This window comes from Variovorax glacialis (assembly GCF_051216375.1).
Taxonomy (GTDB): Bacteria; Pseudomonadota; Gammaproteobacteria; order Burkholderiales; family Burkholderiaceae_C; genus Variovorax.
Window position 1 is genome coordinate 520,860 of sequence record NZ_JBPJZT010000004.1, and the last position, 26,720, is coordinate 547,579.

Annotated in this window: 21 protein-coding genes and 1 pseudogene; 17 read left to right on the forward strand and 5 right to left on the reverse strand. The window is 66.7% G+C overall.

What is annotated here, in order from left to right:
- The first annotated feature begins 15 nt into the window (after positions 1 to 15).
- Complete coding sequence (nirD, locus tag ACSFBL_RS14270; RefSeq protein ID WP_435516433.1) at positions 16 to 357, forward strand: nitrite reductase small subunit NirD; 342 nt, start codon at positions 16 to 18, stop codon at positions 355 to 357.
- 58 nt (positions 358 to 415) lie between these two features.
- Entirely contained in the window at positions 416 to 1,228 is an 813-nt protein-coding gene (locus tag ACSFBL_RS14275; RefSeq protein ID WP_435516434.1) for a formate/nitrite transporter family protein, read from the forward strand.
- A gap of 97 nt (positions 1,229 to 1,325) precedes the next feature.
- On the opposite strand, the gene ACSFBL_RS14280 is transcribed toward ACSFBL_RS14275, so the two are convergent.
- From ACSFBL_RS14280 to ACSFBL_RS14300, 5 genes are all read right to left on the reverse strand, one after another.
- Positions 1,326 to 2,267: a CysB family HTH-type transcriptional regulator gene (locus ACSFBL_RS14280; protein WP_435516435.1), complete on the reverse strand. Its 942-nt coding sequence runs from the start codon at positions 2,265 to 2,267 to the stop codon at positions 1,326 to 1,328.
- A gap of 137 nt (positions 2,268 to 2,404) precedes the next feature.
- Entirely contained in the window at positions 2,405 to 3,361 is a 957-nt protein-coding gene (locus ACSFBL_RS14285) for an ABC transporter substrate-binding protein (RefSeq protein ID WP_435516436.1), read from the reverse strand.
- A 22-nt stretch (positions 3,362 to 3,383) separates the two neighbouring features.
- Entirely contained in the window at positions 3,384 to 4,217 is an 834-nt protein-coding gene (locus ACSFBL_RS14290) for a class II aldolase/adducin family protein (RefSeq protein ID WP_435516437.1), read from the reverse strand.
- A gap of 34 nt (positions 4,218 to 4,251) precedes the next feature.
- Positions 4,252 to 5,355, reverse strand: coding sequence for an LLM class flavin-dependent oxidoreductase (locus ACSFBL_RS14295; RefSeq protein ID WP_435516438.1), 1,104 nt, complete (start codon positions 5,353 to 5,355; stop codon positions 4,252 to 4,254).
- A gap of 41 nt (positions 5,356 to 5,396) precedes the next feature.
- Entirely contained in the window at positions 5,397 to 6,428 is a 1,032-nt protein-coding gene (locus ACSFBL_RS14300; protein WP_435516439.1) for an ABC transporter substrate-binding protein, read from the reverse strand.
- A gap of 141 nt (positions 6,429 to 6,569) precedes the next feature.
- Here ACSFBL_RS14300 and ACSFBL_RS14305 point away from each other — a divergent pair, with 141 nt between their 5' ends.
- The 15 genes and pseudogenes from ACSFBL_RS14305 (at position 6,570) to ACSFBL_RS14375 (ending at position 26,665) form a co-directional block, all read left to right on the forward strand.
- Positions 6,570 to 7,769: an acyl-CoA dehydrogenase family protein gene (locus tag ACSFBL_RS14305; RefSeq protein ID WP_435516440.1), complete on the forward strand. Its 1,200-nt coding sequence runs from the start codon at positions 6,570 to 6,572 to the stop codon at positions 7,767 to 7,769.
- Positions 7,766 to 8,338: a cysteine dioxygenase family protein gene (locus ACSFBL_RS14310; protein WP_435516441.1), complete on the forward strand. Its 573-nt coding sequence runs from the start codon at positions 7,766 to 7,768 to the stop codon at positions 8,336 to 8,338. Before ACSFBL_RS14305 ends, ACSFBL_RS14310 begins: the two co-directional genes overlap by 4 nt.
- Positions 8,335 to 9,936: a rhodanese-related sulfurtransferase gene (locus tag ACSFBL_RS14315; protein ID WP_435516442.1), complete on the forward strand. Its 1,602-nt coding sequence runs from the start codon at positions 8,335 to 8,337 to the stop codon at positions 9,934 to 9,936. Before ACSFBL_RS14310 ends, ACSFBL_RS14315 begins: the two co-directional genes overlap by 4 nt.
- 481 nt (positions 9,937 to 10,417) lie before the next feature.
- Positions 10,418 to 13,252: a type VI secretion system Vgr family protein gene (locus ACSFBL_RS14320; RefSeq protein ID WP_435516443.1), complete on the forward strand. Its 2,835-nt coding sequence runs from the start codon at positions 10,418 to 10,420 to the stop codon at positions 13,250 to 13,252.
- Between the two features lie 815 nt (positions 13,253 to 14,067).
- Positions 14,068 to 14,652, forward strand: a pseudogene (locus ACSFBL_RS14325) (IS66 family transposase); the annotation flags it as partial.
- Positions 14,649 to 14,876, forward strand: coding sequence for a hypothetical protein (locus tag ACSFBL_RS14330; RefSeq protein WP_435516444.1), 228 nt, complete (start codon positions 14,649 to 14,651; stop codon positions 14,874 to 14,876). The pseudogene ACSFBL_RS14325 and the gene ACSFBL_RS14330, both read left to right, overlap by 4 nt.
- Positions 14,877 to 14,969: 93 nt before the next feature.
- Positions 14,970 to 16,256, forward strand: a complete 1,287-nt coding sequence (locus ACSFBL_RS14335) for a tetratricopeptide repeat protein (protein ID WP_435516445.1) — start codon at positions 14,970 to 14,972, stop codon at positions 16,254 to 16,256.
- Between the two features lie 11 nt (positions 16,257 to 16,267).
- Positions 16,268 to 17,287, forward strand: coding sequence for an SEL1-like repeat protein (locus ACSFBL_RS14340; RefSeq protein ID WP_435516446.1), 1,020 nt, complete (start codon positions 16,268 to 16,270; stop codon positions 17,285 to 17,287).
- A 96-nt stretch (positions 17,288 to 17,383) separates the two neighbouring features.
- Entirely contained in the window at positions 17,384 to 18,475 is a 1,092-nt protein-coding gene (gene apbC, locus ACSFBL_RS14345; protein ID WP_435516447.1) for an iron-sulfur cluster carrier protein ApbC, read from the forward strand.
- Positions 18,476 to 18,556: 81 nt separating this feature from the next.
- Positions 18,557 to 19,501: a LysR family transcriptional regulator gene (locus tag ACSFBL_RS14350; RefSeq protein WP_435516448.1), complete on the forward strand. Its 945-nt coding sequence runs from the start codon at positions 18,557 to 18,559 to the stop codon at positions 19,499 to 19,501.
- A gap of 147 nt (positions 19,502 to 19,648) precedes the next feature.
- A complete protein-coding gene (locus tag ACSFBL_RS14355) occupies positions 19,649 to 21,346 on the forward strand; it encodes an OFA family MFS transporter (RefSeq protein ID WP_435516449.1) in 1,698 nt (565 codons plus the stop codon).
- 57 nt (positions 21,347 to 21,403) lie between these two features.
- Complete coding sequence (locus tag ACSFBL_RS14360; RefSeq protein WP_435516450.1) at positions 21,404 to 22,309, forward strand: LysR family transcriptional regulator; 906 nt, start codon at positions 21,404 to 21,406, stop codon at positions 22,307 to 22,309.
- Positions 22,310 to 22,410: 101 nt separating this feature from the next.
- Entirely contained in the window at positions 22,411 to 22,998 is a 588-nt protein-coding gene (locus tag ACSFBL_RS14365; protein WP_435516451.1) for an HdeD family acid-resistance protein, read from the forward strand.
- Between the two features lie 78 nt (positions 22,999 to 23,076).
- A complete protein-coding gene (locus ACSFBL_RS14370) occupies positions 23,077 to 24,279 on the forward strand; it encodes a lactonase family protein (protein WP_435516452.1) in 1,203 nt (400 codons plus the stop codon).
- An 82-nt stretch (positions 24,280 to 24,361) separates the two neighbouring features.
- Positions 24,362 to 26,665: an FdhF/YdeP family oxidoreductase gene (locus ACSFBL_RS14375; protein WP_435516453.1), complete on the forward strand. Its 2,304-nt coding sequence runs from the start codon at positions 24,362 to 24,364 to the stop codon at positions 26,663 to 26,665.
- Positions 26,666 to 26,720 lie beyond the last annotated feature (55 nt).

Consider the following 26,720-nt stretch of genomic DNA (forward strand, 5'->3'; position numbering starts at 1 on the left):
CCGAGGACATTCCCGATGACCACCGAAACGCTTCACTGGACAGCCGTGTGCGCCGCCACCGACATCCTGCCCGACACCGGCGTGTGCGCGCTCGTGGAGGGCGTACACGTCGCGATCTTCCGCGTCGGCCAGCAGCAGGACCTCTATGCCATCGACAACGTCGATCCCAGGGCGAAGGCCAGCGTGCTCTCGCGCGGGCTGGTCGGCAGCCTGGGAGACCGCATCGTCGTGGCTTCGCCGCTCTACAAGAACCACTTCGACCTGCGCAACGGGGAGTGCCTCGAATCACCGGAGTACTCGGTGCGGGCGCATGCCGTGCGCGTGCAGGAGGGCCGCGTGCTCGTTGCGCTCGCGTGATCCCTTCGTCTCCCTCTCTTCACCAGCTTTCATCTTTCGCCGTCTTCAAGGAATCCCCATGGCCTATCTAGCACCCGCCGAGTTCGTCACCAAGATGGTCGACGCCGGCGAATCCAAGCTCCTGATGTCCACCCGCGACACACTCATCCGCTCGTACATGGCGGGCGCCATCCTGGCGCTGGCCGCGGCCTTCGCCGTCACGGTGAGCGTCAACACGGGCAACCCGCTGGTCGGCGCGATGCTGTTCCCGGTGGGCTTCATCATGCTGTACCTGATGGGCTTCGACCTGCTCACCGGCGTCTTCACGCTGGTGCCACTGGCCGTCCTCGACAAGCGCCCCGGCGCGACGTGGCGCGGCTGCCTGCGCAACTGGGGGCTGGTGTTCGTCGGCAACTTCGCGGGCGCGCTGACCGTGTCGGTGTTCATGGCGATCATCTTCACCTTCGGCTTCTCCGAAGGCCCGAGCCTCGTCGGCCAGAAGCTCGGCGCGATCGGCGAAGGACGCACGATCGGCTACGCGGCCCACGGCGCCGCCGGCATGCTGACGCTGTTCATCCGCGGCGTGATGTGCAACTGGATGGTATCCACCGGCGTCGTCGCGGCGATGATGTCCACCAGCGTGTCGGGCAAGGCGATCGGCATGTGGATGCCGGTCATGGTGTTCTTCTACATGGGCTTCGAACACTCGATCGTCAACATGTTCCTGTTCCCCACCGGCCTGATGCTCGGCGGCAAGTTCACGCTGATGGACTACTTCATCTGGAACGAACTCCCGACGGTGCTCGGCAACCTCGTGGGCGGCCTGACCTTCGTCGGCGCGACCCTGTATTCGACGCACTACAAGACGGCGCCGAAGCGCGTCCTGAGCTGAACCATCCCTCGCGTCCCGACGCCTGAAGAAGCCGGCATTGCGCGTGACGCGTGCTGGTGGGGCTGCGCGTAGCGCGGGGCAGTGATCCGCGCCGCTGTCAGCCGCCGATCTGCGCTGTCGCGTCCGCTGCCAGTGCCTTCTCGACGACCGCGCGCGGCAGCGTCGGCGCGAACGATTCGATGAAGGCGTGCACATACCCGCGCAGGTAGTTGCCGCGGCGCACCGCCAGCTTGGTGAGGTTGATGCCGAACAGTTCCCCCGCATCGAGCGCACGCAGCTGCGTGTCGCGCTCGGCCTCGTACGCGATCCCCGCGACGATGCCGACACCCATGCCGAGCTGCACGTAGGTCTTGATCACGTCCGCATCCATGGCGGTCAGCACGATGTTCGGCGCCAGGCCTCGCTCTTCGAAGGCCTTGTCGATGCGCGTGCGGCCGGTGAAGCCGGTGTCGTAGGTGATCAGCGGATAGCGTGTGAGCGCCTCGAGCGTGAGCGTCTCGCCGAGCAGCGCATGGCCGGGCGGCACGATGACCGAGTGCGTCCAGCGGTAGCAGGGCAGGGCCACGAGTTGCGGGCAGTCGCCCAGCGCCTCGGTGGCGATGCCGACGTCGACCTCGCCGCTCAGCAGCATCTGCGCGATCTGCTTGGGCGAGCCTTGATGGAGGTGCAACTTCACGTTCGGAAAGTGCGACCGGAACTCCTGCACCGCCACGGGCAGCGCGTAGCGCGCCTGAGAATGCGTGGCCGCGACCGAGAGCAGGCCGCTCTGCCTGGCCACGAACTCCTGCCCGGCGTGTCGGAGGTTGGTGCTCTCCATCAGCATGCGCTCGATGATGGGAAGCACGTGGCCGCCGGGTTCGGTAAGACCGGTCAGCCGCTTGCCCGCGCGCACGAAGAGCTCGATGCCCAGCTCTTCCTCGAGTTCACGGATCTGCCGGCTCACGCCGGGCTGTGAGGTGTGAAGCGTGTGGGCGACTTCGGTGAGATTGAAGCCGCAGCGCACGGCCTCGCGCACCGAGCGCAGTTGTTGGAAATTCATGATGCTCGAACGAAAAACGGCGCCCGCAAGGGCGTGACGGGCCATTGTCCGCAGAGCCTTCAGATTGGGGAACGACCGATTCGTTGATTCCAAATAGAGAAATCATCTTTGGGCCGCGCCAGGAGCCTTCAATGGCGTCAGGCGCCGGTCGCGAAGCCGGGGTCGAAAGTCGGTCGCACATCCAGCGGCTGCTTGATGAGTCCCACCTGATAGTAGAAGTCCGCCGTGCGTTGCTGGTCGGCGATCACCTGCGCGTCGATGGGCACCCACTTCTGCTCGCGGCGCTCGAACTGCAGCCTGGCCGCCTCGGGCGGGATGCCGATGATCCGCGCGAGCGTTGCGGAGAAGGCGTCGACATTGCGGTACGACCAGGCTTGCGCCTTCACCACCCGTTGCAGGAAGTCCTGCAGCACCGGTCGCTTCGCGGCGATCGCCGCATCGGTGGCCGCGAGGTAGCTGAGGCCGGGCAGCAGGCCGCGCCCGCTGACCAGGACCTTCGCGTGATGGCTGGTCTCGGCCAGCGCGGTGTAGGGCTCCCAGGTCGCCCAGGCGTCGACCGAGCCCTGCGTCAGTGCGAGCTTGGCGTCGGCGGGCGCGAGGAAGCGGATGTTGACGTCCTCCGGTTTCAGGCCCGCCGTGGTGATGGCCTTGAGCGTTACGTAGTGGCCGATCGAGCCGCGGTTGGTCGCGATGCTCTTGCCCTGCAGGTCGGCCGCGGTCTGCAGCTGCGAATCCGGCCGGACCAGCACGGCCGTGCCGTAGGAATCGGAGCGGTTCGCGCCGATCGCCTTCACGCGCGTGCCGGCCGCGAGCGCGAAGATCAGCGGCGCATCGCCGATCGGGCCCGAGTCCACGGCGCCCGCATTGAGCGCTTCGGCCAGCGGCGCGGCGGCGGGGAACTCCGACCACTGGATGTCGTAGCCGAGGCCTTCGAGTCCGCCTGCCGCTTCGAGCAGCGCGCGCAGCCCGCCCTTCTGGTCGCCGGCCTTGAGCACGGGGCGCGATTGCGCATGCAGGACAGCCGTCGGGAGTGCGAGCGCCGCAGCGCCTGCGAGCGAGTGAGTGATGAATTGCCGTCGGGATGCGTTCGTCATTGAATTTCCTTGGAGGACAGCCTCACAGAAGCAGTTCGGGCTCGGCCTCGACCAGCCCTTCGTAGAGGCTCTCGAAGGCGTGCAGCGCACCCTCGGGCCCGCCGATCTGGCCATGCGTGTGGCGTGCGACCGCCTCGTCGATGGGTTGCGGCTTGCCTGCGGCTTCGGCCAGCAGTTGCGTATGGCAGGCGTTGTCGAGCGCGATGTACCACCACGCGGCCGCCTCGACACTGGGTCCCGCGCTCAGGATGCCGTGGTTCTTGAGGATTGCGCCCTTGCGATCGCCCAGCGCCCTGGCGATGCGCAGGCCCTCGCTCTCGTCGACCACCATGCCGGTGAAATCGTCGAAGAGCGCATGGTCGTCATGGAACACGCAGGCGTCCTGCGTGAGCGTGTCGAGCGGGCGGCCCAGGGTCGACCAGGCCTTGCCGTAGGTCGAGTGCGTGTGCGCAGCCGCGATGATCTTCGGGTTGTATTCGTGGATGGCGGCGTGGATCGCGAAAGCCGCCTTGTTGAGCGGGCGATCCCCGACCACCGTCTCGCCCTGGGCATTGACGAGCAGCAGGTCCGACACCTTGATGCGCGAGAAGTGCACGCCCAGCGGGTTGACCCAGAAGTGGTCCGTCAGCTCCGGATCGCGCGCCGTGATGTGACCGGCCAGGCCCTGCGCGAAGCCGAAGCGGGCGAAGAGGCGGAACGCGCCTGCGAGCCGCTCCTGCCGATGCCGGCGCTCGGCCTCGACGCTGGTGCGTGCCGGGGGCGGATCGAACCAGTATTTGTGCTGCGGATGTGGATTGAGGACGAGTCGGCCCCGGGTGCGATCCCCGGTGCGGTCGAGTTCGAGTACGGCGCTCATGCGATCCTTTCTGGCACGTGGATGCATCGACCGCTCAGGCCGCCTTGCGGCGCGCGGCAATGCGCTGGGCCACGAGTTCGCGTGTGCGCGGAATCAGTTCGCGGCCGTAGTCGATGGCGTCCTCCAGGGGGTCGAAGCCGCGGATCAGGAAGGTCGTCACGCCGAGGTCGTAGTAGTCGAGCAGCGCATCGGCCACCTGCTCGGGCGTGCCGACCAGTGCGGTGCTGTTCGAGCGGCCGCCGATCTCCTGCGCGACGGCAGTCCACAGGCGCTTGTCGAGGCGCGTGCCTTTTTCCGCGGCGGCGAGCAGGCGCCTGGCACCTTCGCTCTGCTGTGGGCCGCCGCGGCCGAAGCCTTGCACCACGCGCAGGCGGCGGGTCTCGGCCAGGATGCCGTCGGCGCGCTCCCAGGCTTTCTCCTCGGTTTCCGCGAGGATCGGACGGAACGACACCGAGAAGCGCACGCTGCGGCCATGCTTCGCAGCTTGGGCGCGCACGCGGCCCGTGAGTTCGCGCGCCTGGTCGAGCGATTCGCCCCACAGCGCATACACGTCGGCATGCTTGCCGGCGACAGGGATTGCCGCCTCCGATGCACCACCGAAGTAGACCGGCACATGCGGCCTGCCATTGAGCGACTGCGCCGGCTTCACTTCCGAGAAGGCGTCCTTGAAGCGGTAGTGCGCGCCTTCATGGTCGAAGGGCCTGTCGCTGGTCCACACCTTGCGCAGCACGTCGAGGTATTCGTCGGTGCGGGCGTAGCGCTGGTCGTGGTCGAGCCAGTCGCCGTCGCGCTTCTGCTCTTCGTCCGAGCCGCCGGAGATGTAGTGCACGCCGAGCCGGCCGCCGCTGAACTGGTCGAGCGAGGCGAACTGCCGCGCTGCGAGCGTCGGCGCGACGAAGCCCGGCCGGTGCGCCAGCATGAAATGGATGCGCTCGGTCACCGAGGCGGCATAAGCCACGGTCAAGGTCGCGTCGGGGCTGGTCGAGTGGTGCGGCACCAGCACGCGGTCGAAGCCGGCCTGCTCGTGGGCCTGCGCGAAGGCACGGACGTAGTCGCGGTCGATGGCAGGGCCGCGTGCGGGGTGGATCTCCGAGACCTTCTGGGCCTGGATCATGCCGATGAATTCGATGTCGCTCATGGGTGCGTCCTTGGTACGAGAGAGAGGAATGAACAAAGGGGTCAGGCCGGATTGCCGCGCGATAGCGCAGGGCCGAAGCTGCGGTCCCACAGCGGCGCAACGTCGGTCGGGCCGTCGAGCACGCCGAGCTTCAGGAAGGTGTCGGCCACCTCCTGGTGGCTGCGCACCACGGCGTTGGTGACCGGGCCGAGCCCGTAGTCGTTGCTGCGGCCGTTGAAGAGTTCGATCAGGTCGCCGACCGGCACGCGCGTCTCGGCGGATTGCGCCTTGGCGTAGTCGAGGTAGTTGTCGTTGGCCCAGGCGTAACCGCGTTGCAGGCGCAGCAGGAAATCGGTGATGGCGGCATGGCGCAGCGGGTCGTCCACCGCGCGCGGATTGGCATAGACCGGGAAATCGCCGGAGAGATAGCCCTTGCCGGTCTTGATGGTCCTTGCGCCGTACTGCGTGCGCGCGAGCTGGCCGTTGTAGCCGTAGATGGCCCAGGCATCGAGGTCGCCGCGCGCGAAGGCCGAGAGCCCATCGGCGGGACTCAGGTTGATGGGCTGGATGTCGCTGAACGAGAGACCCACGTCGGCAAGCTGCTTGCTCAGGTAGTAGTGCGCGGTGGTGGCGCGCACATAACCCACGCGCTTGCCTTTGAAGTCGGCGACGGACCGGATCGGCGCATCCTTGCGTGCCAGCGTCGCCTGGTTGTTCAGGTCCTCGTGAATCACGGCAATGAAGCGCACCTGGGCCTTCTGGCGCGCGGCGAAGGTGGCGGGGATCTCGCTGCCCGAGCCCACGTCGAGCGCGTCGCCCTGGATGGCTTCGATGTGGAGCACGCCGTTGTTCAACTCGCGCCAGTCGATCCTGTAGGGCGTCTTCCCTTGGCCCGAGGCTTCGATCAGCGGGCGCCAGAGGCCCTTGTAGGTGCCGATGCGCAGCGTGACGCCGGAGAGGTCGGCGGCCGTCGCCGCGACGGCGGAGGCGGCCAGCGGACCCGCCGCGCCCAACGCAGCGGCCGCGCCCGCGGCCTGCAGCCAGCGGCGGCGCGACCAGACGGCGGCAAGGTCGGGATGAAGAGGGAATGTCATGAAGCTCGCGCCTTCCGTGTCGCTTTGAGGAGAGGCGTGACCGTAATGCGCGGCGCATCGAAAGCGAACGCAGAAAAATGAGTTTGGATATGCGGCTTCCGTCGTTTTCCTGTGCGGCGGCTGGGGCTAAGGTCCTGCCCCATGAGTTCACAAGTCCTGCGCCGCCTGGTGGCCGCGCCCGAATCGGACGACGCGTTGCTCGCGCGCCTGTCGTCCCAGTTCGCCGAGACCGCGGCCGATCACGATCGCAGCGGCGCCTTTCCGCGCGAGAATTTCGCCGCGTTGCATGAGAACGGGCTCGTCAGCCTCGTGGCACCGCGCGCGCATGGCGGCGGCGGTGCGTCATTGAAAGGCGCGCGCCGCGTGCTGGCATCCGTGGCCTATGGCGAGCCCGCCACTGCGTTGATCCTGACGATGACCTGGCTGCAGCACCTTGCGATCGGCCGCACCGACAGCCGTTGGCCGCCTCATCTGCGAGAACGCGTGTTGCGCGACGCGGTGCGCGACGGTGCGTTGATCAACGCCTTGCGCGTGGAGCCCGCGCTGGGCTCGCCCGCACGCGGCGGCCTGCCGGCCACGACCGCGCGCATCGAAGGCGATCAGTGGAGGCTCGACGGACACAAGCTCTACACGACCGGCGTCGAGGGACTGAGCTGGCTGTCGGTCTGGGGCCGGACGGATGAAGCCTCGCCGCGCGTCGGCGTGTTTCTCGTTCCGCGCAATGCGCCCGGTGTTCGCGTGATCGCGAGCTGGGACCACCTGGGCCTTCGCGCATCGGGCAGCCACGAGGTGGTCTTCGAGAACGTCGCGATCCCGCTCGACCATGCGGTCGACCTGCGCGCGCCGGCCGAGTGGGCGCCCGATGCCGGCAGCCAGACCGACATCGACGCGCATGCCACGCAGCAGGCCTGGATGGTGGTGCTGCTGGGCACGCTCTACGACGCGGTGGCGCGGGCGGCGCGCGATTGGCTGGTCGGCTTCCTCAACCTGCGCGCCCCGAGCGGACTCGGTGCATCGCTGGCGACGCTGCCGCGTGTGCAGGAGGGCGTCGGCGAGATCGAATCGCTGCTGCGGACCAGCCGTGTCCTGCTCGATCACGCGACCGCCGAAGTCGATGCAGGCCGCGCCCCTTCCGCATCGGAGAGCGGCTTGCTGAAATACGCCGTCACCACGCAAGCGATCCGCGCGGTGGAACTGGCGCTGCAGCTGAGCGGCAACCACGGGCTCACGCGCCAGAACCCGCTCGAACGCCACTATCGCGACGTGCTGTGCAGCCGCATCCACACGCCGCAGAACGACGCGATCCTGGTCGCCGCCGGCAAGGGCGCACTGGCGCGATGAGTGCGCGACTGCGCGATTTCGTCATCGCTTTCGGCCGGCTGCTCGATACGAATCCCGACGAGCCTCGCATCGTGGAAGAGGGCGGGGCGTTGCTGCGCGGTCTCGTGGCGCGCGACGACTGGCTGCCGGATGCCTTTGCGAAGCCGCATCCCGGGCGCTATCAGCAGTACCTGTTGCATGTCGATGCGACGGAGCGCTTTTCGGTCGTGAGCTTCGTGTGGGGACCGGGGCAAGCCACGCCCGTGCACGACCACACGGTATGGGGCCTGATCGGCATGCTGCGCGGCGCCGAGATCAGCCAGAGCTATCGCGAGAGCGACGGCCTGTTGCTGGCCGAGGGCCCGCCGGTGCGTCTCGCGCCGGGCGATGTCGAGGCCGTCTCGCCGGGCATCGGTGACGTGCACCGCGTGCGCAACGCCCACGACGACCGCGTGTCGGTCAGCATCCATGTCTACGGCGCGGACATCGGCAAGGTCCGGCGTCATACTTATCCAACTGGGGGCGGGCGCAAGCCCTTTGTCTCCGGCTATTCCGAATCGCCTCCGTGCCCGCTTGATTCCATCCCATGACCGCCACTCTCTCCGTCAGCGCCGTGCGCGCCCATCTGCTCGCACGCGACGAGATCGCCTTGCTCGACGTACGCGAGGAAGATCCCTACGCACAGGCCCATCCGCTGTGGGCTGCGAACCTGCCGCTGTCGCGCATCGAGATCGACGCCTGGCGCCGCATTCCGCGTCGCGACACCCTGATCGTGGTCTATGGCGCGCATGAGGGAAGCGACCTCGCGCCGCTCGCGGCCGCGCGGCTCTCCGAGCTGGGCTACACCCAGGTGCACCTGCTCTCAGGCGGGCTCGACGGCTGGCGTGCAGCCGGCGGCGAGCTGTTCCGCGATGTCAACGTGCCGAGCAAGGCCTTCGGCGAACTGGTGGAGCACGAGCGCCATACGCCCTCGTTGTCGGCGCAGGAGGTCAAGTCACTGATCGAAGCGCGTTCCGACGTGGTTGTGCTCGACGCGCGGCGTTTCGACGAATACCAGACCATGAGCATTCCCACGGCGACCAGCGTGCCGGGCGCCGAACTGGTTCTCCGTGTGCGCGAGCTGGCGCCCGATCCGCGGACGCGGGTGATCGTCAACTGCGCCGGCCGCACCCGCAGCATCATCGGCACGCAATCGCTGGTGAACGCGGGCATTCCCAATCCGGTCACGGCGCTGCGCAACGGGACCATCGGCTGGAAGCTGGCCGGGCAGGTGCTCGACCACGGCGCGGCGCGTCGCGCTCCCGAGGCGGGTGAGGCGAATCGCGTCGTCGCGCAGGCGAATGCGCAGGACGTCGCCCGGCGCGCGGGCGTGCGCTGGATCGGCCTGGAAGCGCTCGCGACGCTCGAAGGGCCGGGCCGCACGGTCTACCGCTTCGACGTGCGGACGCCTGAGGAGTACGAGACGGGCCATCTGCCCGGCTTCGCCAGCGCGCCCGGTGGGCAACTTGTGCAGGAGACCGACCACCACGTTCCTGTGCGCGGGGCGCGCATCGTGCTGGCCGATGACGACGGCGTGCGCGCACCGATGACCGCTTCGTGGCTCGCGCAGATGGGATGGGAGGTGTATGTGGTGGCGCCGCAGTCCGCGGCTGCACGCAGCGAGCAGGGCACGGCGCCGGCCGACCATCCCGCCGCGCCGTCGGTCGCCGGGATCGCGCCGGACCGGTTGGTTGAGGTGCTCGGAATTTCATCGCAAGACACCGTGGTGATCGACGTCACGACCAGCGCCAACCACGCGAAGCGCCACATTCCGGGCGCATGGTTCGCGATCCGCGCCCAGCTTGCGCACGCGCTGGACGTCGTTCCTGTCGCTCGGCGCTATGTGCTCACCTGCGGCAGCAGCCTGCTGGCTCGCTTCGCGGCCGTCGATCTGCGCGCGTTGCTCGCTGCGCGCGGGCGGGATGCCGAGGTGCTGGTTCTCGAGGGCGGCAATGCCGCATGGTTCGCCGCGGGGCTGCGTGCGGAAACCGGATGGACGCGGCTTGCGACGCCTGCAACCGATCGCTACCGGCGCCCGTACGAAGGCACCGACGCACCGGCGGAAGCGATGCAGGCGTACCTCGACTGGGAATTCGGCCTCGTTGCGCAACTGGCTGCCGACGGCACGCACCACTTCAAAACGATCTAGATCGGGGCGGGCATGCGCTCGCCTCCAGACTGCCATGACGGCGCTTCAGCGCCGGGATAGCCGGGCGCGTCTCATCACTCGAAGGAGACGATGCCTTCTTGATTCGATGTTATGTATATTCATCGCTCTCAAGAAAAATAGAGAACGGCAGAGGAAGCCGGACACAAATGAATAGCCTACACATCCCGACACGGCTCGGCCGTGTGCTGTCGCGTTGTCGCGCCTGCCCGACAAGCCCTGAACCTTCGCGGTTCACCGCACCTGCCCCCAAATCCGACCCCATCGCGTATTGCGTTGCCCGCTGATTCGCCAGCGTGATCTGACGCCGCCGCAGGCCATCGAGGCCTGCGGCGCTCGCCTGCGCATCGGCTAGTCGCGACCCGACACACATTCGCCTCCCGTCGCTACCCGGCTCGCCGCCTGGACAGCGGCGGACCCGCATGGCGCATGAGAGAGAAATCAACCTGAAGGAGGCCCTGGCATGTTGAGCAACCGAACCTTGTCCGTCGACTCGCCTGCGATGCCGCGGCACCTCGGCGCGCCCGCACTCGACCCCGTGCGCCTGTCCGGCCGAGAGGGCCTCAACAGCTTGTTCGAATACGAACTCCTGCTCAAGACACCGGATGCGCTGAATCTCGGCGCCAGCGCCGCCGCCGACTTCAACCTCGACGACTTCATCGGCCGCGAGATCAGCTGCAGCATCCAACTCGACGGCTCCGGTCGGTTCCTCCCCGGCGTCGTTGGCGCAAGCGTCAACAGCATCGGCGCAGGCGTGCGCCAGATCAACGCCCTCATCGCCGACGCTGCGTGTCTCGGCGAAGAAGGCCGCCACATCGAGTACCGCTTGACCCTGCGCCCCTGTCTGCACCTAGCGACATTTCGCACCGACTGCAAGGTCTTCCAGAACAAGACGGTCGTCGACATCCTTGATGAGTTGCTAGGCGACTATGACTTCCCCGTTGACAAGCGCCTCATCGAAACCTACCCCCAGCGCGACTACCAGACTCAGTACAACGAAAGCGACTTCGAATTCTTCGAGCGCCTTTGCCAGGAATGGGGCATCAGCTACTTCTTCGACCACTCCGAAGGCAAGCACCGGCTCGTGCTCATCGACAACATGGGCGCGTACAAGGAGAACGCGAGCGAGGCCTATCGGCAAGTCGAGTACCACACCGCGGGCTGGAGGCCCGACGCCGAGTACATCCACAGCTTCGTCCCCCGGAACGAGCTCACCAGCGGGCACTACACCACCAGAGACTACGACTACACCCGGCCGCGCGCCGATCTCACCTTGACTCGCAGCGACCCGCGACCCACCGGGCAGGCTGACGGCGAGGTCTACAAGTGGCACGACAGCAGCGCCGGTAGCCACTACGCTCAACCCAAGGCCGGCGCCGCCGACGTCAACGACCCGCACGAAGAAGGCCGCCACTTGTTACTGCTGCGCATGCAGGCACTGCGCACGCATGGGGCACGCGCGAAGGCCTGCGGCAACCTCCGGGGCATGGTGCCGGGCTGCACCTTCAGGCTCGCGCAGCACCCGCGCCAGCAAGCCAACGTCGAGTACCTGATCCTCGATGCACTGCTCCTCATCGAAGACGTGGCGCAGGACAGCCAGATCAAGGACGCGGTGCCGGGCCGTTCTCAGCAATGGCGAGTCGAAGTCGACTTCACTGCGCACCCCGTCAGTGAGCCGCTTCTCCCCGCGCTGACCCGGAAGAAGCCCCACAACTACGGCCCGCAAAGTGCGCTTGTCGTCGGCCCCGAAGGCCAGAACCTGTGGACCGACGAGTTCGGCCGCATCAAGGTGCAGTTCCCCTGGGACCGCGTCGGCGGCAGGAATGCCAACAGTTCATGCTGGGTGCGCGTCTCTTCCCCCTGGGCCGGCAACCAGTTGGGCGGCATCCACATCCCCCGCATCGGCCAGGAAGTCATCATCGACTTCATGGGAGGCGACCCCGACCTGCCGATCTGCACGGGACGCGTGCATAACCAGTCCAACCTGCCACCGTGGACCTTGCCGAGCCATTCGGCGCTCTCCGGCTTCCGGTCGAGAGAGCTTACAAAGGAAGGCGGCAACTCGGCGGCGGGCCGCTCCAACCACTTGATCCTCGACGACACCGAGCAGAAGATCCAGGCCCAGCTGAAGAGCGACCACAAGAGCTCCAGCCTGAGCCTCGGCCATATCGCCCGCATCGACGACAACGCCGGGCGCAAGGACGAGCGTGGCGAGGGCTTCGAGTTGCGCACCGATGCGCACGGCGTCATTCGCGCCAAGGATGGCATGCTCATCAGCACCGAGGCGAGAGCCAATGCCGCGGCCCATGCCAAGGATCTCGGCGAAACCCTGCAGCGCCTCACTCAGGCGCGCGAGCGGCATGAGACTGGGTTCGACGCCGCCGCTCAGGTCGACGCGCAGAAGAATGGCGACCAGGACGAAGTCGGCCGCGCCCTCAAAGCCCAGAACGACGACATCGAAGGCAAGCGCAGCGGCTCCGCAGAGAAAGGCCAATTCCCCGAACTCTCCGAGCCGCACCTTTTGCTGGCCAGTCCGGCAGGCATCGAGACCACCACGGCGGGCAGCACACACATTGCCAGCGATGCGCACACCGCCCTCACCAGTGGCGAGCACATCAGCCTGAGCAGCGGCGCCTCGTTGCTCGCGGTAGCGCTGGACGCGATCAAGCTCTTCGCGCGGCAAAGCGGCATGCACATGGTGGCCGCGCAGGCCGATATCGATATCCAGGCGCTCTCCAACTCGATCAACATGCTCGCCAAGCTGCAGATCACGGAGACGGCCGAGCGCATCACGATCCGGGCCAAAGAGGAGTTGCGGCTCGAAGGCGGCGGCAGCTACAGGGTGCTCAATGCGCAAGGGATAGGCAAGGGCACCTCGGGCGACTATGTCAACCATGCGGCCTCGCACACCTTCGTGGGGCCTGACAACGTGCAAGTGCCGCAGTTGCCCAGCGCGGACGTTACGAAGACTCCCGGCACGCTGCTGCTGCGATTGGGATCCCATGCGCAGAACGGCTACGTGTTCGCGGGCGAGCCGTACGAGCTCTTCAGAGGCGGGGTTTCCATCGGTCACGGCATCACCGACGAACACGGGCAAATCCTCGTCAAGGACCACAAGAGCGGTACGGCCTCGTACGAGGTTCGCCTGACCAATGGCGCCAGGTTCGACCTTCGCGTCCACGACAGGCTCAACGACTCCGCCGAGCACCGGCTCGCCAACAAAGGCTTCCGCGCCGCGCGGGACACCGGGGGGCGCCATGAGGACTACGGCGTTGACCAGGAAGGAAACGAAGCATGACCAAGCTGCAGGCTCAGAACGCCAACACCTCTCACATCGACGAGCGCCGGCGCACCGCTGACCTCACCGTTCAATGGCGGCTGGAGCGCGATGATGCGACCCATCCGGTGCATGCCAACAATGCGTTGGACGTCTTCATCTGCGGAGAGAGCGCCTTCAAGAAGATCGCCGAAGACATCGAGGCCGCCGAGCACTCCATCGACCTCGTGTGCTGGGGTTTCGATCCCGGCATGGCACTCGTCCGCGACGATGCGGGGGAAACCTGGCATCGGGGCCAGCCCTTTGGCAGCCTGCTGGATGCTGCAACTGCGCGCGGCGTCAGGGTGCGCTTGCTCGTGTGGTACGACAGACTGGCCAGCGCCAAGCAGAACAACATGCCCGGCTTCACCGGCGATCAGCGCGGGGGGTATTGGGTGAGCCCGACCACCACCACCCCCGAGGACCGGGCGGTCGTCGGCCTCGGCAGCCCACTCCCAGCCTTCGGAGGAACAGACTGGCGCACCGCCGAACAGCAACGTCACGACTACTGCGTTGGATGGTGGCGCAAAGTCATGGCGCCCACTGACGAGGGCGACACCAGCGTGCACATCGAACTCAAACTGCGCGGGGGCAGCAGTACAGAGCAGGTGCGCAACAGCCTCGCGCATCCTGAGAGCAAGGAAGAACCTCCCAGCCCGCTGGCCGGAAGCGCGCCCGTGGTCGGCAACGAGAAGGCCCTGCTGGAGAAATTCGCTACCCATCACCAGAAAACCATCCTCATCGACTACGCGTGGAAGACGGAGAAAAGGCGGTCGGGTACCCGCGTGTACCCCAAGCGCGTGGCCGCAGGTTGTGTGGTGCATGCCCGACGCAAGTACGACGAGCTGGCCAAGGCTGGAACGAGTCCGGTGGCCGAGGCGGCGATCAAGCGTTTGGCCCAGATCTACCACGTCGAAGGAAACTTCGCAGGAATGCCTGCGGACCATCGACATGAAGGGCGGCAGAAATTGATCAAGCCGCTATGGGAGGAGTTCAAGCGGTGGCTCGAACTCGAGCGGCGCCGCGTGCCCGACGGGAGCAGCATCGCAGCGGCGATCGATTACAGCCTCAACCACTGGGAGCAACTCACCCGTCATCTCGACGACGGCGAAGTCCCGATGGACAACAACTTCCTGGAGCGGCAGATCAAGCCCTGGCAGATGGGGCGCAAGAACTGGCTCTTCGCCGGAAGCGCACTCGCCGGCCAGCGCGCTGCAGTGGTGATAAGCCTGGTTCAGTCGGCCAAGCTCAATGGACACGATCCTTGGCAATACCTGCGCGACGTCCTCGCGAGGCTGCCGACCCACTTGAACAGCCGGATCGAGGAGTTGCTGCCCCACCGCTGGCGCGTCCGCGAACTCAGCGAGCCAACGTCCACATGAAGAACTTCGAGGCACTGATCGACGACGGCGGCGACATCACGATCGGTGCGATCGGATCGATCCACTGCGCAGCCACTGCCGCCGATGATCACAATGCGATGGCCATGCTCGTCAGGCGCGAAGGCGAGACTCTCAACGCGCTGCTCAAGCGGCTGGACAAGGCCATCGCCAAGTTCTACGAGGACGGAACAGTCATCGACGAGATCAACGACCCCGCGGAGTGAGCAGCGCCTCGGTCAAGGTGGGACGGCAAGACGCTCACGCCGTACGTGGTGCCGCGAGACACCGAGCACGCCATCCGGATCGTGGAAGAGGCGATGAAGCTAGGGATCCCGACGGCGTTCGATGCGATGGGCACATACCACCAGCGAGGGTTGGGTGTAACCGGGGACGTCAGCCGCGCCTATGCGTTCTGGGAATTGGCTGCGGACATGGGTAGCCCGAGTGCGCAGGCGTTTCTGGGACGCGCCTTGCTCGGGGGTTACGACAACCCAAAGGCTGGCATGTGGAGTAACAAGCCCGTCGCCCTCAAGTTGCTGGAGTGTGCCTTTGCGCAGGGCAATGGCAAGGCGGCCTACGAGTTGGGACTTGAATATCGTGTCTTTGATCGAGACTACGGAAAAGCGCTCCCGATTCTGCATCAAGGTGCTAAGTATGGCAGCGAACAATGTGCCCGTGCCCTTGCGGTTCTATTTGGCGGTGCGGAGATGGCGAAGGGTGGTCCATCCCCGGACCCGGCTCGCGCAAAGCGTTATAGGTCGCTCGCTCGCGCCTTGTACTCCAATCCCGATTTGCGCTTCCCCAATCTGGACAAGGTTGTCCCGCTGCCGCCCGCCAAGCTCCCCCAATGGGACATGAGCAAGCCGCGGACCCTCATCGATGCAGCCAAGCAGGTGGTTCCGGCACCAACCGTCAAGCCCACGCCGGGCTCGCAACGCACAGGCCGCGCCCACATTCCGCAAGGCTACGCACTGCCGAGTCAACCCCTGATCCCCGCCGCCGAGTGGCATGGACGGTTCGACCGCCGTCAGGCGCAGATGCCACCTCTGCCCGATGGCGAGACAGTCCCTTACTCTGGCTACTGGCTCGCGCAACTGACCCAGTCCGTGCGCGAGTTCCAGCGTGAATGGAATCAGCGCCAGGTGCCCTTGCGCTATGCACGGGGTGAAGCGTTCGACTCGCCCGACCGCCGCAGCCTCGGCGAGTACGCCGCGGTGCTCGGCGTGCAGTGGCACTACATGGGTGAACCAGTCAAGTTGGCCGCCCCTGCGCCACCCGCCGCAGTGGCGCGTGGCATCGCCCGCATGGGCCGCATGCCGATGCCGCTGGTCACCTGCCAGGGCAGCAGTCCCTGCCCGCGCACGGGCATCTGGGAGCCCCGGATCGAAGGCGAACATGCGCTCGCCAAGGTCTTCCACGAGATCAGTCGTCAGGCCTACATGGAGAAAGGCAAGCCCTTCCCCGATCCACGCTACGCGCATTTGGACATCGAGCCGAGTCACGTCCGGTGGCTATGGGTCGACAACGCCAACGAGCCTGCTGCGGTGGGCACGCAGATCACGCTGAGCGATCTGCACGACGGGCATGGCAAGCCGCTGGCCTGATGAATCGGCGTATGCGACTGATCCGTGTTGCCTGCTGCCTGCTGGTGGGCCTTGGTGTACTTTCTGCGTGCTCCGAGTCTGCCCCAGTCATCCCTCCGCTGCCGCGCAACATGGCGCTGAAGGCGTTCGAGCCGCACCGGCAGGATTTCGTCTGCAAGCATGAAGCCGATGCGGTGCCGGCCATCGATGCGCAAGCCGAGGCGTGGTTTCAGGAAGGTCTACATGCGACCAGCCGCGACCTGTGGCCCAACCAGCGCGACTATCCGAAGGCGGTGGAACTGTGGCAGAAGGCGGCCGAGCGCAAGCACTGGAAGGCCATGATGAACCTCGCTGGTGTGCTGATTGAAGGCGATGGCACGGAGCCCTATGTGGTACCGAGAGACACCGAGCGCGCCATCCGGATCGTGGAAGAGGCGATGAAGCTTGGCATTCCGGCGGCCTTCGATGCGATGGGCACGTACCACCAGCAAGGGCTGGGTGTGGGCGGTGACACCAGCCGCGCTTATGCGTTCTGGGAATTGGCTGCGGACATGGGAAGTCCGAGTGCGCAGGCGTTTCTGGGTTATGACCTCTCGGCGGCCTATGACAACCCGAAGGAGCTCTTCTGGGACAACCGCGTCGTAGGACTGAAGATGCTGGAGTGCTCGTTTGCACAGGGAAGCGGGAATGGCGCAAATAAACTGGCGCGCGTTTACAGACGGGACAAGACACCAGAAGGGTGGGCCCGGACGATCCGCGTGCTTCACGAGGGTGTCAAGTTCGGTTGTGAGAAATGCGCTAGCTCGCTCGCAGTTCTTTTCGGAGGCGCGGAGATGACAAAGGGCGGCCCGTCCCCAGACCCCGGCAGAGAAGACCGCTATATGGCCTTTGTGGACGCTCTGTATCAGAACCCCGACCTTCGCTTCCCCAACCTTGACAAGGTTCTGCCGTTGCCTCCCGCCAAGTTCTCCCAATGGGACATGAGCAAGCCGCGGACGCTCATCGATGCAGCCAGGCAGGTGGTTCCTGCTCCAGCCGTCAAGCCCACGTAGCCGGATCCGCGGTGTCCCTGAAAAGTGGGTAAAGGGGCTGTCCCGAGAGGCCCTGCGCCCAGCAGCACTAGACTAGCCGCCATTCAGGAGTTTCCAATGGCAGTTACGCAAGAAGCGCTCGCGGAGGCGCTCAAGTCGGTTCTCGATCCCAATACCGGCAAGGATTTCGTCAGCACGAAGGCGTTGAAGAACGTGCAGATCCAGGAAGGCGATGTGTCCTTCGACATCGAGCTGGGTTATCCCGCGAAGAGCCAGATCCCTGCGATGCGCCAGGCGCTGGTGGCTGCCGCGAGGACGCTGCCGGGCGTCGACAACGTCTCGGTCAACATCGTGACCCGGGTCATCAGCCATGCCGTGCAGCGCGGCGTGCAACTGATGCCCAACGTGAAGAACATCATCGCCGTGGCATCGGGCAAGGGCGGCGTCGGCAAGAGCACGACCGCGGCCAACCTTGCGCTCGCCCTGGCGGCCGAAGGCGCGACCGTGGGGCTGCTCGATGCCGACATCTACGGTCCGAGCCAACCCATGATGCTGGGCATCGACCGCCGCCCCGAGAGCGAGGACGGCAAGACCATGAAGCCGCTGGAGAACCACGGCGTGCAGGTCATGTCGATCGGCTTCCTGGTCGACCAGGACGAGGCCATGATCTGGCGCGGCCCGATGGCCACGCAGGCGCTGGAGCAGTTGCTGCGCCAGACCAACTGGCGGGACCTCGACTACCTCATCGTCGACATGCCGCCGGGCACCGGCGACATCCAGCTCACGCTCTCGCAGCGCGTGCCGATGACGGGCGCGGTGATCGTCACCACGCCGCAGGACATCGCGCTGCTGGACGCGAAGAAGGGCATCAAGATGTTCGAGAAGGTCGGCGTGCCGATCCTCGGCATCGTCGAGAACATGGCGGTGCACGTGTGCTCGAACTGCGGCCACGTGGAGCACATTTTCGGCGCCGAAGGCGGCAAGAAGATGGCTGCGCAATACGACATGGACTACCTCGGCGCACTGCCGCTGGACATCAACATCCGACTGCAGGCCGACAGCGGCACGCCGACGGTGGTGGCCGATTCCGATGGGGAAGTCGCGGGCATCTACAAGGCGGTCGCACGTCGTGTGGCAGTCGGCATCGCCGAGAAGGCCAAGGATTTCTCGGCCAAGTTCCCGACGATCACGGTCAGCAAAGACACCTGAAATGTTGCTCGCCCCCAGGCTGCGCGCACTTCGTGTCGCTTCGCCCGTAGGGGAGGGTCCTTGCGGGCTCGGTGAACTCGGATGAATCTGCTGGCCTCGATGCGCTATCTCGTGGCGCTGGACGAGCATCGCCACTTCGGTCGGGCGGCGCAGGCCTGCCACATCACGCAGCCGGCGCTGTCGAACGCGTTGCGGGCACTGGAGACCGAGTACGGCGTGGTGATCGTGCGGCGCGGGCGGACCTATGGCGGGCTCACGCACGAGGGCGAGCGGGTTCTGGCGACGGCGCAGCGCATGCTGCACGAGAGCGAGGTGCTGCAGCAGGAACTGCGCAGCGAGGAAGGTCGCCCTTGCGGGCAGGTTCGCATGGCTGCGGTGCCGACGGCCGTGCCGATGCTGGCGCGATTTGCGGCGATGCTGCAGCAGCGGCATCCGGGCATCGTGCCCTCGGTGCTGTCGATGAGTTCGCAGGAACTCGAGACGGGCCTCGACAGCCTGTCGGTCGATCTCGCGCTGGGCTATACCGAGCGCATGCAACTGCGCGAGGTCAGGCTGGAGGCATGGCCGCAGTGCGTCGAACACTATTTCCTGCTGTGCCGCGCTGAACGCCCTGCGGCTGAAACGCTGCAGATCGGCGACGCTGTGTCTTGGGCAGAGGCGGCACGGCATCCGCTCTGCCTTCTCGCACCGGACATGCACAACCGCTTCATCGTCGACCAGGCGTTCGCCAACGCAGGCGTCGCGGTGACGCCGGCCATCGAGACCAACTCGGTGCTCGCGCTCGTGCTGGCCGTCGAGGCCGGCGAGGTGTGGAGCGTGCTGCCGGGCGCGATGGTCGCGGCCGTGCGCAGCCATCGCGACCTGGAAGCGCTGCCGCTGGTCTCGCCGGATGTGAGGACGCCGATCGGTTTCATGACGCAGCAGGGCGTGCGGCCTTCGCGTGCCCTCGCGGCCGCGCTCGACCTGTTGCAGACGCCGCAATGGCGCGCGCAGGTCGATCTGCACAGCGGGGCGCTCGACGGCTGAGCAACCGTCGCGGCGACCCGACGGTTCCGGATTCCGGACCCGGAAGCTATGTGAAACCCGCTTGACCTCTTGTAACAACTGCGTCGAAACTCCTCGCCACCCCGGATGGGGTCTCCAATTTCAACAATCGGTACAGGAGAAATGGCAATGGCGGGTTCAAACGCTGGCGTCCTCGATGGGGGCGGCAACATCGACGGGTCGGGTTCGCAACCCGGCTTCCTCGACAAGGAAAGAATCATCGCGGGGCCGGGGTTCAACCGCTGGCTCGTGCCGCCGGCGGCACTCGCCATCCATCTTTGCATCGGGATGGCGTACGGCTTCTCGGTGTTCTGGCTGCCGTTGTCGAAGGCGCTGGCCACGGCAGGGACCGGCGCCCAGGCCTGCGCGAAGGACATGAGCTTCTTCGCCGAACTGTTCGCCAGCGGCTGCGACTGGCGCATCGCCACGCTGGGCTGGATGTACACGCTGTTCTTCGTCTTCCTCGGCTGCTCGGCTGCGCTCTGGGGCGGCTGGCTCGAACGCGCAGGCCCGCGCAAGGCCGGCGTCGTGTCGGCGCTGTGCTGGTGCGGCGGCATGATCCTGTCGGCGCTGGGCATCCACCTGCACCAGTTCTGGCTGATGATCCTCGGCTCCGGCGTGATCGGCGGCATCGGGCTGGGCCTGGGCTACATCTCGCCGGTCAGCACGCTCATCAAGTGGTTCCCCGACCGTCGCGGCATGGCGACGGGCATGGCGATCATGGGCTTCGGCGGCGGCGCGATGATCGGCTCGCCGCTCGCCGTCGACCTGATGAAGACCTTCTCCACCCCCACCGACGTGGGCGTGATGCAGACCTTCGTCGTGATGGCGATCGTCTACTTCGTCTTCATGATGGCCGGCGCGCTCGGCTATCGCGTGCCGCCCACCGGCTGGAAGCCGGAAGGCTGGACCCCGCCGGCGGCACAGACGGGCAACGCCATGATCACGCAGCGCCACGTGCACGTGAAGAAGGTCTGGGGCATTCCGCAGTTCTGGCTCGTCTGGATCGTGCTGTGCATGAACGTCAGCGCAGGCATCGGCGTGATCGGCATGGCCAGCCCGATGCTGCAGGAAGTGTTCGGCGGCAACCTCATCGGCGTCGCCAAGAAGTTCGGTGAACTCGACAAGACCCAGCTCGCGGCGATCGCCGCGGTGGCCGGCGGCTTTGCGGCGCTGCTGTCGCTCTTCAACATCGGCGGCCGCTTCTTCTGGGCGAGCCTGTCGGACAAGCTCGGCCGCAAGCTGACCTACACCGTTTTCTTCGTGCTCGGCGGGCTTCTGTACTGGAGCATCCCGTCGTCGGCCGGCGCCGGCAGCAAGCTGCTCTTCGTCGGTGCCTTCTGCATCATCCTGTCGATGTACGGCGGCGGCTTCGCGACCGTGCCGGCCTACCTGGCCGACCTGTTCGGCACGCAGATGGTGGGCGCGATCCACGGCCGCCTGCTGACGGCCTGGGCCACGGCCGGCATCCTCGGACCGGTGGTGGTGAACTACATGCGCGAATACCAGCTGGGCCTCGGCATTCCGCGCGAGCAGGTCTACAACCAGACCATGTACATCCTGGTCGGCATGCTGGTGATCGGCCTGATCGCCAACCTGATGGTGCGGCCGGTCGCGGACAAGCACTTCATGAGCGACGAAGAGCTCGCCCACGAGAAGAAGCTCGCCCACGAGAAGGCCGTCGCGGCCGAGGTGGGTTCGGCGTCGGCGGGCAGCGGCGGCACGGTGAGCCCGCTGGTCGTAGTGCTGGCGTGGGTGGCGGTCGGCATCCCGCTCGCATGGGGCGTCTACAAGACCCTGGTGGCTGCCGCGAAGTTCTTCAACTGACGATCTGAGCGGGCGAGGCTGCCGGACGGGTGCGACGGGGGACAATGCACCCCAGACATGGACAGCCTCGACCTGATCAAGACCTTTCGCGAAGTCGCCTCGCACGGCAGCTTCTCGCGCGCGGCCACCAAGCTCGACGTGTCGAAAGCCACGGTGAGCAAGTACATCTCCGAGCTGGAGTCGCGCCTGGGCGTGCGGCTGCTGAACCGCTCCACGCGCGCCGTCAGCCTTACCGACGCCGGATCGCTGCTGCTCGAACGCAGCAAGCCGATGATGGAGATGTTCGAACTCACCCAGGCCGAGGTGCAGGAGCATGCGAACCATCCCACGGGACGCCTGCGCATCTCGGCGCCGCTCGGTGCCGGGCAGGGCGATGTGCCGAAGCTGATCGGGCAGTTCATGGGGCACTACCCCGATGTGAGCATCAGCCTGCATCTCAGCAGCCGGCCGCTCGAGGACATGGCGGAGGAGGCCATCGACGTGGCCCTTCATTTCGGGCCGATCGAGGACGAGAACCTGATCGTCCGCAAGCTGGCGCGCCGGAGCCTGGTGGTGTGCGCTTCGCCGGTGTACTGGAAGAAGCACGGCAAGCCGCAGCATCCGAGCGAGCTGGCCCGGCACGACGCGCTCACGCAGTCGCGCCTGGGGCTGCATCCCCAATGGCGCTTCGAAGTGAATGGCGAGCCCTTCGACGTGTCCGTGCGGACGCGAATGGACGCCACCGAGTCGGGGCCGCTCATCCAGGTCGCGATGCAGGGCTTCGGCGTGATCTACATGCCCGAGATGCTGGTGCAGCAGCACATCGACCACGGCGAGCTGGTGCCGGTGCTGCAGGACTTCTCACGCAGCGACATGTGGCTGTCTGCCGCCTACCTCCAGCGGCGCCACAACAGCGCGGCGCTGCGGGCGCTGCTTGACTTCCTGGAGACGCGTTTCGGCGCGCGGGGCAAGACGGGAAGCTGAGCCGGCTGCCGAAGGGGCATTTACGCGCCCTGCATGGCCCCCTATATTGCTGGCAGGGAACCGGCGTCCCGAGGCGCCCTCGTGGCGGAAGGAGAGCAACCATGGCGATCGAAAGCATGTTCGGACACCTGCGCGGCAACTGGGGGTGGATGGCGTTGCGCGGTGTCGCCGCCATCCTCTTCGGCGTGCTGGCCTTCGCGTGGCCGGGCGCGACCCTGCTGACGCTGGCCCTCTTCTGGGGCGCCTACGCGCTGGCCGACGGGGTGTTCTCCATCATCGCGGGGCTGCGGATCCGCGACGGCATCAAGCCCGTCTGGCCGCTCGTGCTGACCGGCCTCATCGGGATCATCGCGGGCATTGCCGCCCTGGTCTGGCCGGGCATGACCGCCTTCGTGCTGCTGATGTTCATCGCCGCCTGGGCGATCTTCACCGGCGTGCTGCAGGTCGCGGCCGCGATCCGCATCCGCAAGGAGATCGACAACGAATGGATGCTCATCCTCTCGGGCGCGGTGTCGATCCTGTTCGGCGCGCTGATGGTCCTGAGCCCGGGGCGGGGTGCCGTCGCACTGGTGTGGGTGATCGCGAGCTATTCGATCGTCTTCGGCCTGCTGCTCGTCGTGCTGGCCTTCGAGATGCGGGGCCTGAAGCCGGAGGACCAGCCCGGCATCCCGAGCCGCTTCGGCACCTGAGGGGGCACTTTCCCTGAGCCGCGGGGCGGCGCCGGTGGCTAGGATGGCCCCGGCTCACAACAACAACGGAGACACCTCATGCGATCACGCCCTCGTTCCCTGCACGCGCTCGCCCTGGCCATCGTGGCCGCAACGGCTGTGCTTTCCGGCTGCAGCACGACGCCGTCCGGCGGACAGCGCCAGTTGATGCTGGTCGCCAACGACGAGAAGCAGAGCTGGAACGATGCGGGCGCCGTGATCCTCGGCGCGCCGGGCCGGGACACCCTGCAGGTGCTCGACATCGGCACCGACCCGCTCGCGCCGCGCTCGCTGGGCACGCTGTCCATGGACAACACCATTGCCGGCCCGCCGACCAACCTGGCGATCACGGCCGACGAGAAGCTCGCGCTGGTGGCGAATTCCCTCAACGTGGTCGAGGAAGGCGGCGTGCGCAAGCAGGTGCCCGACAACCGGCTGTTCGTCATCGATCTCACGGCCACGCCGCCGAAAGTCATCGACACCCTCACCCTCGGCAAGCAGCCTTCGGGGCTGTCGATCAACCGCGCGGGCACGCTCGCGCTGGTCGCGAACCGCGCCGACAACTCGGTCAGCGTGCTGCGCATCGCGGGGCAGAAGGTGACGCTGATCGATACCGTGGCGATGGGCGAATCGGTCTCGCACGTGCGCTTCACGCCCGATGGCAAGCGTGCGCTCGCGGCCAAGTTCCCGAACCACAAGATCGCGGTACTGGACGTCGATGGCGAGAAGGTCACCTACAACAAGGTCGATCTCGCCGCGGGCCTCTGGCCGTACAACGTCGACGTGACGCCGGACGGCAAGTTGGCCCTCACCGCGGACAACGGCAACTCGGGCGCGTCCGACGGACAGGTCGACACCGTGAGCGTGATCGACCTCGAAGCCACACCGCCGCGCGTCATCGACAAGGTGGTGGTCGGCGACGGCCCCGAAGGCCTTGCCGTGAGCCCCACCGGCAAGTTTGCGGTCGCGGTGATCCTGCGCGGCAGCAACTCGGCGAAGAACGCCTACTTCTACAACCGCAACGGCTCGGTGGTGGCACTGAAGATCGACGGCAAGAAGGTCACGCGCGGCAACGAGATCGAGGTGCGTGGCCTGCCCGAAGGCGCGGTGTTCAGCGCGGACGGCAAGTACCTCTACGTCGGCAACTTCATCGACCAGGACATCACCATCCTGCGCGTCGATGGCGACACGCTGGTCAACACGGGCAAATCGTTCAGCCTCGCGGGCCATCCGGCGGCGATGCGCGGGCGCGTCACGCACTGAGCAACGCTTCCATTTCGATTTCGAATCGGGGCATGTCCCGATTCAATTGGACGCTGCGGCGGGTGCCGAGAACACTCGCCGCATGCGAGAACAGAAGATCGCCCTGTACAAGGGGCCGGCGGGAGGATGGGGTGCGCTGCGCAGCGTGACGAATGCGCTCCTGAAGCAGGACATCCCGGTGAAGGGCGCGCGGACGATGCTGTCGGCCAACCAGCCCGACGGCTTCGACTGCCCCGGCTGCGCGTGGCCGGACCGCAATCACGCATCGACCTTCGAGTTCTGCGAGAACGGTGTGAAGGCCGTCGCGGCCGAGGCTACCGCGCGCCGTGCGGGGCCCGAGTTGTTCGCCTTGCACACGGTGGCGGAATTGGCGGAGAAGAGCGACTTCTGGCTGGAAGACCAGGGCCGGCTCACGCATCCGATGGTCTACGACAGCGCCAGCGACAAGTACCGGCCCATCGCCTGGGACGATGCCTTCGCCCTGATCGCGCGCCACTTGAACGGGCTGCCCGATCCGAACCAGGCGATGTTCTACACCTCGGGCCGGGCGAGCAACGAGGCCGCGTTTCTCTACCAGCTCTTCGTGCGCGAGTACGGCACCAACAACTTTCCCGACTGCTCGAACATGTGCCACGAGCCCAGCGGCAGCGGCATGCGGCCGCAGATCGGCGTGGGCAAGGGCACGGTCACGCTGGAGGATTTCGAGAAGGCCGACGCGATCTTCATCTTCGGCCAGAACCCGGGCACCAACCATCCGCGCATGCTCGGCGAGCTGCGCGCCGCCCACCGGCGCGGCGCGAAGATCGTGAGCTTCAACCCGTTGCGCGAGCGTGGGCTGGAGCGCTTCGCCGATCCGCAGGACAAGCTGGAGATGGCGACGGGCGGTTCCACGCCCATCAGCACGCACTACTTCCAGCTGCGCGTCGGCGGCGACTTCGCGGCGATCAAGGGGATGATGAAGCACCTCGTCGAGCGCGAGGACGCGGGCGACGCGGTGCTGGACCACGCATTCATCGCCGCGCACACCACCGGCTTCGATGCGCTGGTGGCCGACCTGCGCGCCGAGTCGTGGCCGCTGCTGGAGCGCGAGTCGGGCCTGAGCGAAGCGCAGATCCGCGCCGCCGCCGATGTCTACCGCAACGCCGGCAGCGCGATCGTCTGCTGGGGCATGGGCATCACGCAGCACACGGATGCGGTGGCCACGATCCAGATGCTGCTCGACCTGCTGCTCATGCGCGGCAACATCGGGCGTAGCGGCGCCGGCGCCTGCCCCGTGCGCGGCCACAGCAACGTGCAGGGCGATCGCACCATGGGCATCTGGGAGAAGCCGCCCGCCGCGCTGCTCGATCGCCTGCGCGAGGTGTTCGGCTTCGAGCCGCCGCGCGAGAACGGCTGGGACACGGTCGAATCCATCCGCGCGATGCTGGACGGCCGGGGCAAGGTCTTCCTCGCGCTGGGCGGCAACTTCGCGGCGGCTACCCCGGACACCCACGAGACATGGAAGGCGCTGCGCCGGTGCGACTTGACGGTGCACGTCGCCACCAAGCTCAACCGCAGCCACGTCGTGCACGGCCGCGAGGCGCTGATCCTTCCGTGCCTGGGCCGCACCGAGATCGACCGGCAGGCCGATGGGGTGCAGGGCGTGACGGTCGAGGATTCGATGAGCATGGTCCACATCTCGGTCGGCATGAACCCGCCGGCTTCGGAGCACCTGATGTCCGAGCCGGCCATCGTCGCGCGACTCGCGGCCGCCACCATCGGGCAGCGCAGCCGCACGCCATGGCGCTGGCTGATCGAGGACTACGGCCGCATCCGCGACCGGATCGAAGCGGTCTTCGGCGACTTCAAGGATTTCAACCGGCGCGTGGCGGCGCCGGGCGGTTTTCGGCTGCGCAACGCGGCGAGTGAGCGCGTGTGGGAGACGGCTTCGGGCAAGGCGAGCTTCTTCACGCATGCGGTGCCGCAGGACACGCCCTCGCACCGCGCGCGCGCGCGGGTGCGCGACACGGTCGTGTTCACCCTGCTCAGCACGCGCTCGCACGACCAGTACAACACCACCATCTACGGCATGGACGACCGCTACCGGGGCGTGTTCGGCCAGCGGCGGGTGGTCTTCATCCACGCGCACGACATCCGCGCGCTGGGGCTGAAGGACGGCGACTGGGTCGACATCAGGACCGTGTGGCACGACGGCCAGGAACGCCGGGCCGACAAATTCAGGCTGGTGGCCTACGACATCCCGCGCGGCAACCTCGCGGCCTACTACCCGGAAACCAATCCGCTGGTGCCGCTGGATTCCGTCGCGCTCAACGCGGGCACGCCGGCCTCCAAGGCGATCCCGGTGGTGCTCGAGCCGCACGTGCCAAATCCTGCATTCCCGGTATGAACAGGAATGGATTAACCCTTCTGTTTCAGTCTTGTGAAACGAGACGCCCGTCCTA

Bases quoted from the DNA above. Each gene is read 5' to 3' on its own strand.
- ACSFBL_RS14350 (WP_435516448.1), top strand. From the start codon at position 18,557: ATGAATCTGCTGGCCTCGATGCGCTATCTCGTGGCGCTGGACGAGCAT.
- ACSFBL_RS14290 (WP_435516437.1), bottom strand. From the start codon at position 4,217: ATGAGCGCCGTACTCGAACTCGACCGCACCGGGGATCGCACCCGGGGC.
- ACSFBL_RS14305 (WP_435516440.1), top strand. From the start codon at position 6,570: ATGAGTTCACAAGTCCTGCGCCGCCTGGTGGCCGCGCCCGAATCGGAC.
- ACSFBL_RS14365 (WP_435516451.1), top strand. From the start codon at position 22,411: ATGGCGATCGAAAGCATGTTCGGACACCTGCGCGGCAACTGGGGGTGG.
- ACSFBL_RS14300 (WP_435516439.1), bottom strand. From the start codon at position 6,428: ATGACATTCCCTCTTCATCCCGACCTTGCCGCCGTCTGGTCGCGCCGC.
- nirD (WP_435516433.1), top strand. From the start codon at position 16: ATGACCACCGAAACGCTTCACTGGACAGCCGTGTGCGCCGCCACCGAC.
- ACSFBL_RS14360 (WP_435516450.1), top strand. From the start codon at position 21,404: ATGGACAGCCTCGACCTGATCAAGACCTTTCGCGAAGTCGCCTCGCAC.
- ACSFBL_RS14285 (WP_435516436.1), bottom strand. From the start codon at position 3,361: ATGACGAACGCATCCCGACGGCAATTCATCACTCACTCGCTCGCAGGC.
- ACSFBL_RS14280 (WP_435516435.1), bottom strand. From the start codon at position 2,267: ATGAATTTCCAACAACTGCGCTCGGTGCGCGAGGCCGTGCGCTGCGGC.
- ACSFBL_RS14320 (WP_435516443.1), top strand. From the start codon at position 10,418: ATGTTGAGCAACCGAACCTTGTCCGTCGACTCGCCTGCGATGCCGCGG.
- ACSFBL_RS14340 (WP_435516446.1), top strand. From the start codon at position 16,268: ATGCGACTGATCCGTGTTGCCTGCTGCCTGCTGGTGGGCCTTGGTGTA.
- ACSFBL_RS14355 (WP_435516449.1), top strand. From the start codon at position 19,649: ATGGCGGGTTCAAACGCTGGCGTCCTCGATGGGGGCGGCAACATCGAC.
- ACSFBL_RS14310 (WP_435516441.1), top strand. From the start codon at position 7,766: ATGAGTGCGCGACTGCGCGATTTCGTCATCGCTTTCGGCCGGCTGCTC.
- ACSFBL_RS14315 (WP_435516442.1), top strand. From the start codon at position 8,335: ATGACCGCCACTCTCTCCGTCAGCGCCGTGCGCGCCCATCTGCTCGCA.
- ACSFBL_RS14330 (WP_435516444.1), top strand. From the start codon at position 14,649: ATGAAGAACTTCGAGGCACTGATCGACGACGGCGGCGACATCACGATC.
- apbC (WP_435516447.1), top strand. From the start codon at position 17,384: ATGGCAGTTACGCAAGAAGCGCTCGCGGAGGCGCTCAAGTCGGTTCTC.
- ACSFBL_RS14335 (WP_435516445.1), top strand. From the start codon at position 14,970: ATGAAGCTAGGGATCCCGACGGCGTTCGATGCGATGGGCACATACCAC.
- ACSFBL_RS14375 (WP_435516453.1), top strand. From the start codon at position 24,362: ATGCGAGAACAGAAGATCGCCCTGTACAAGGGGCCGGCGGGAGGATGG.
- ACSFBL_RS14275 (WP_435516434.1), top strand. From the start codon at position 416: ATGGCCTATCTAGCACCCGCCGAGTTCGTCACCAAGATGGTCGACGCC.
- ACSFBL_RS14370 (WP_435516452.1), top strand. From the start codon at position 23,077: ATGCGATCACGCCCTCGTTCCCTGCACGCGCTCGCCCTGGCCATCGTG.
- ACSFBL_RS14295 (WP_435516438.1), bottom strand. From the start codon at position 5,355: ATGAGCGACATCGAATTCATCGGCATGATCCAGGCCCAGAAGGTCTCG.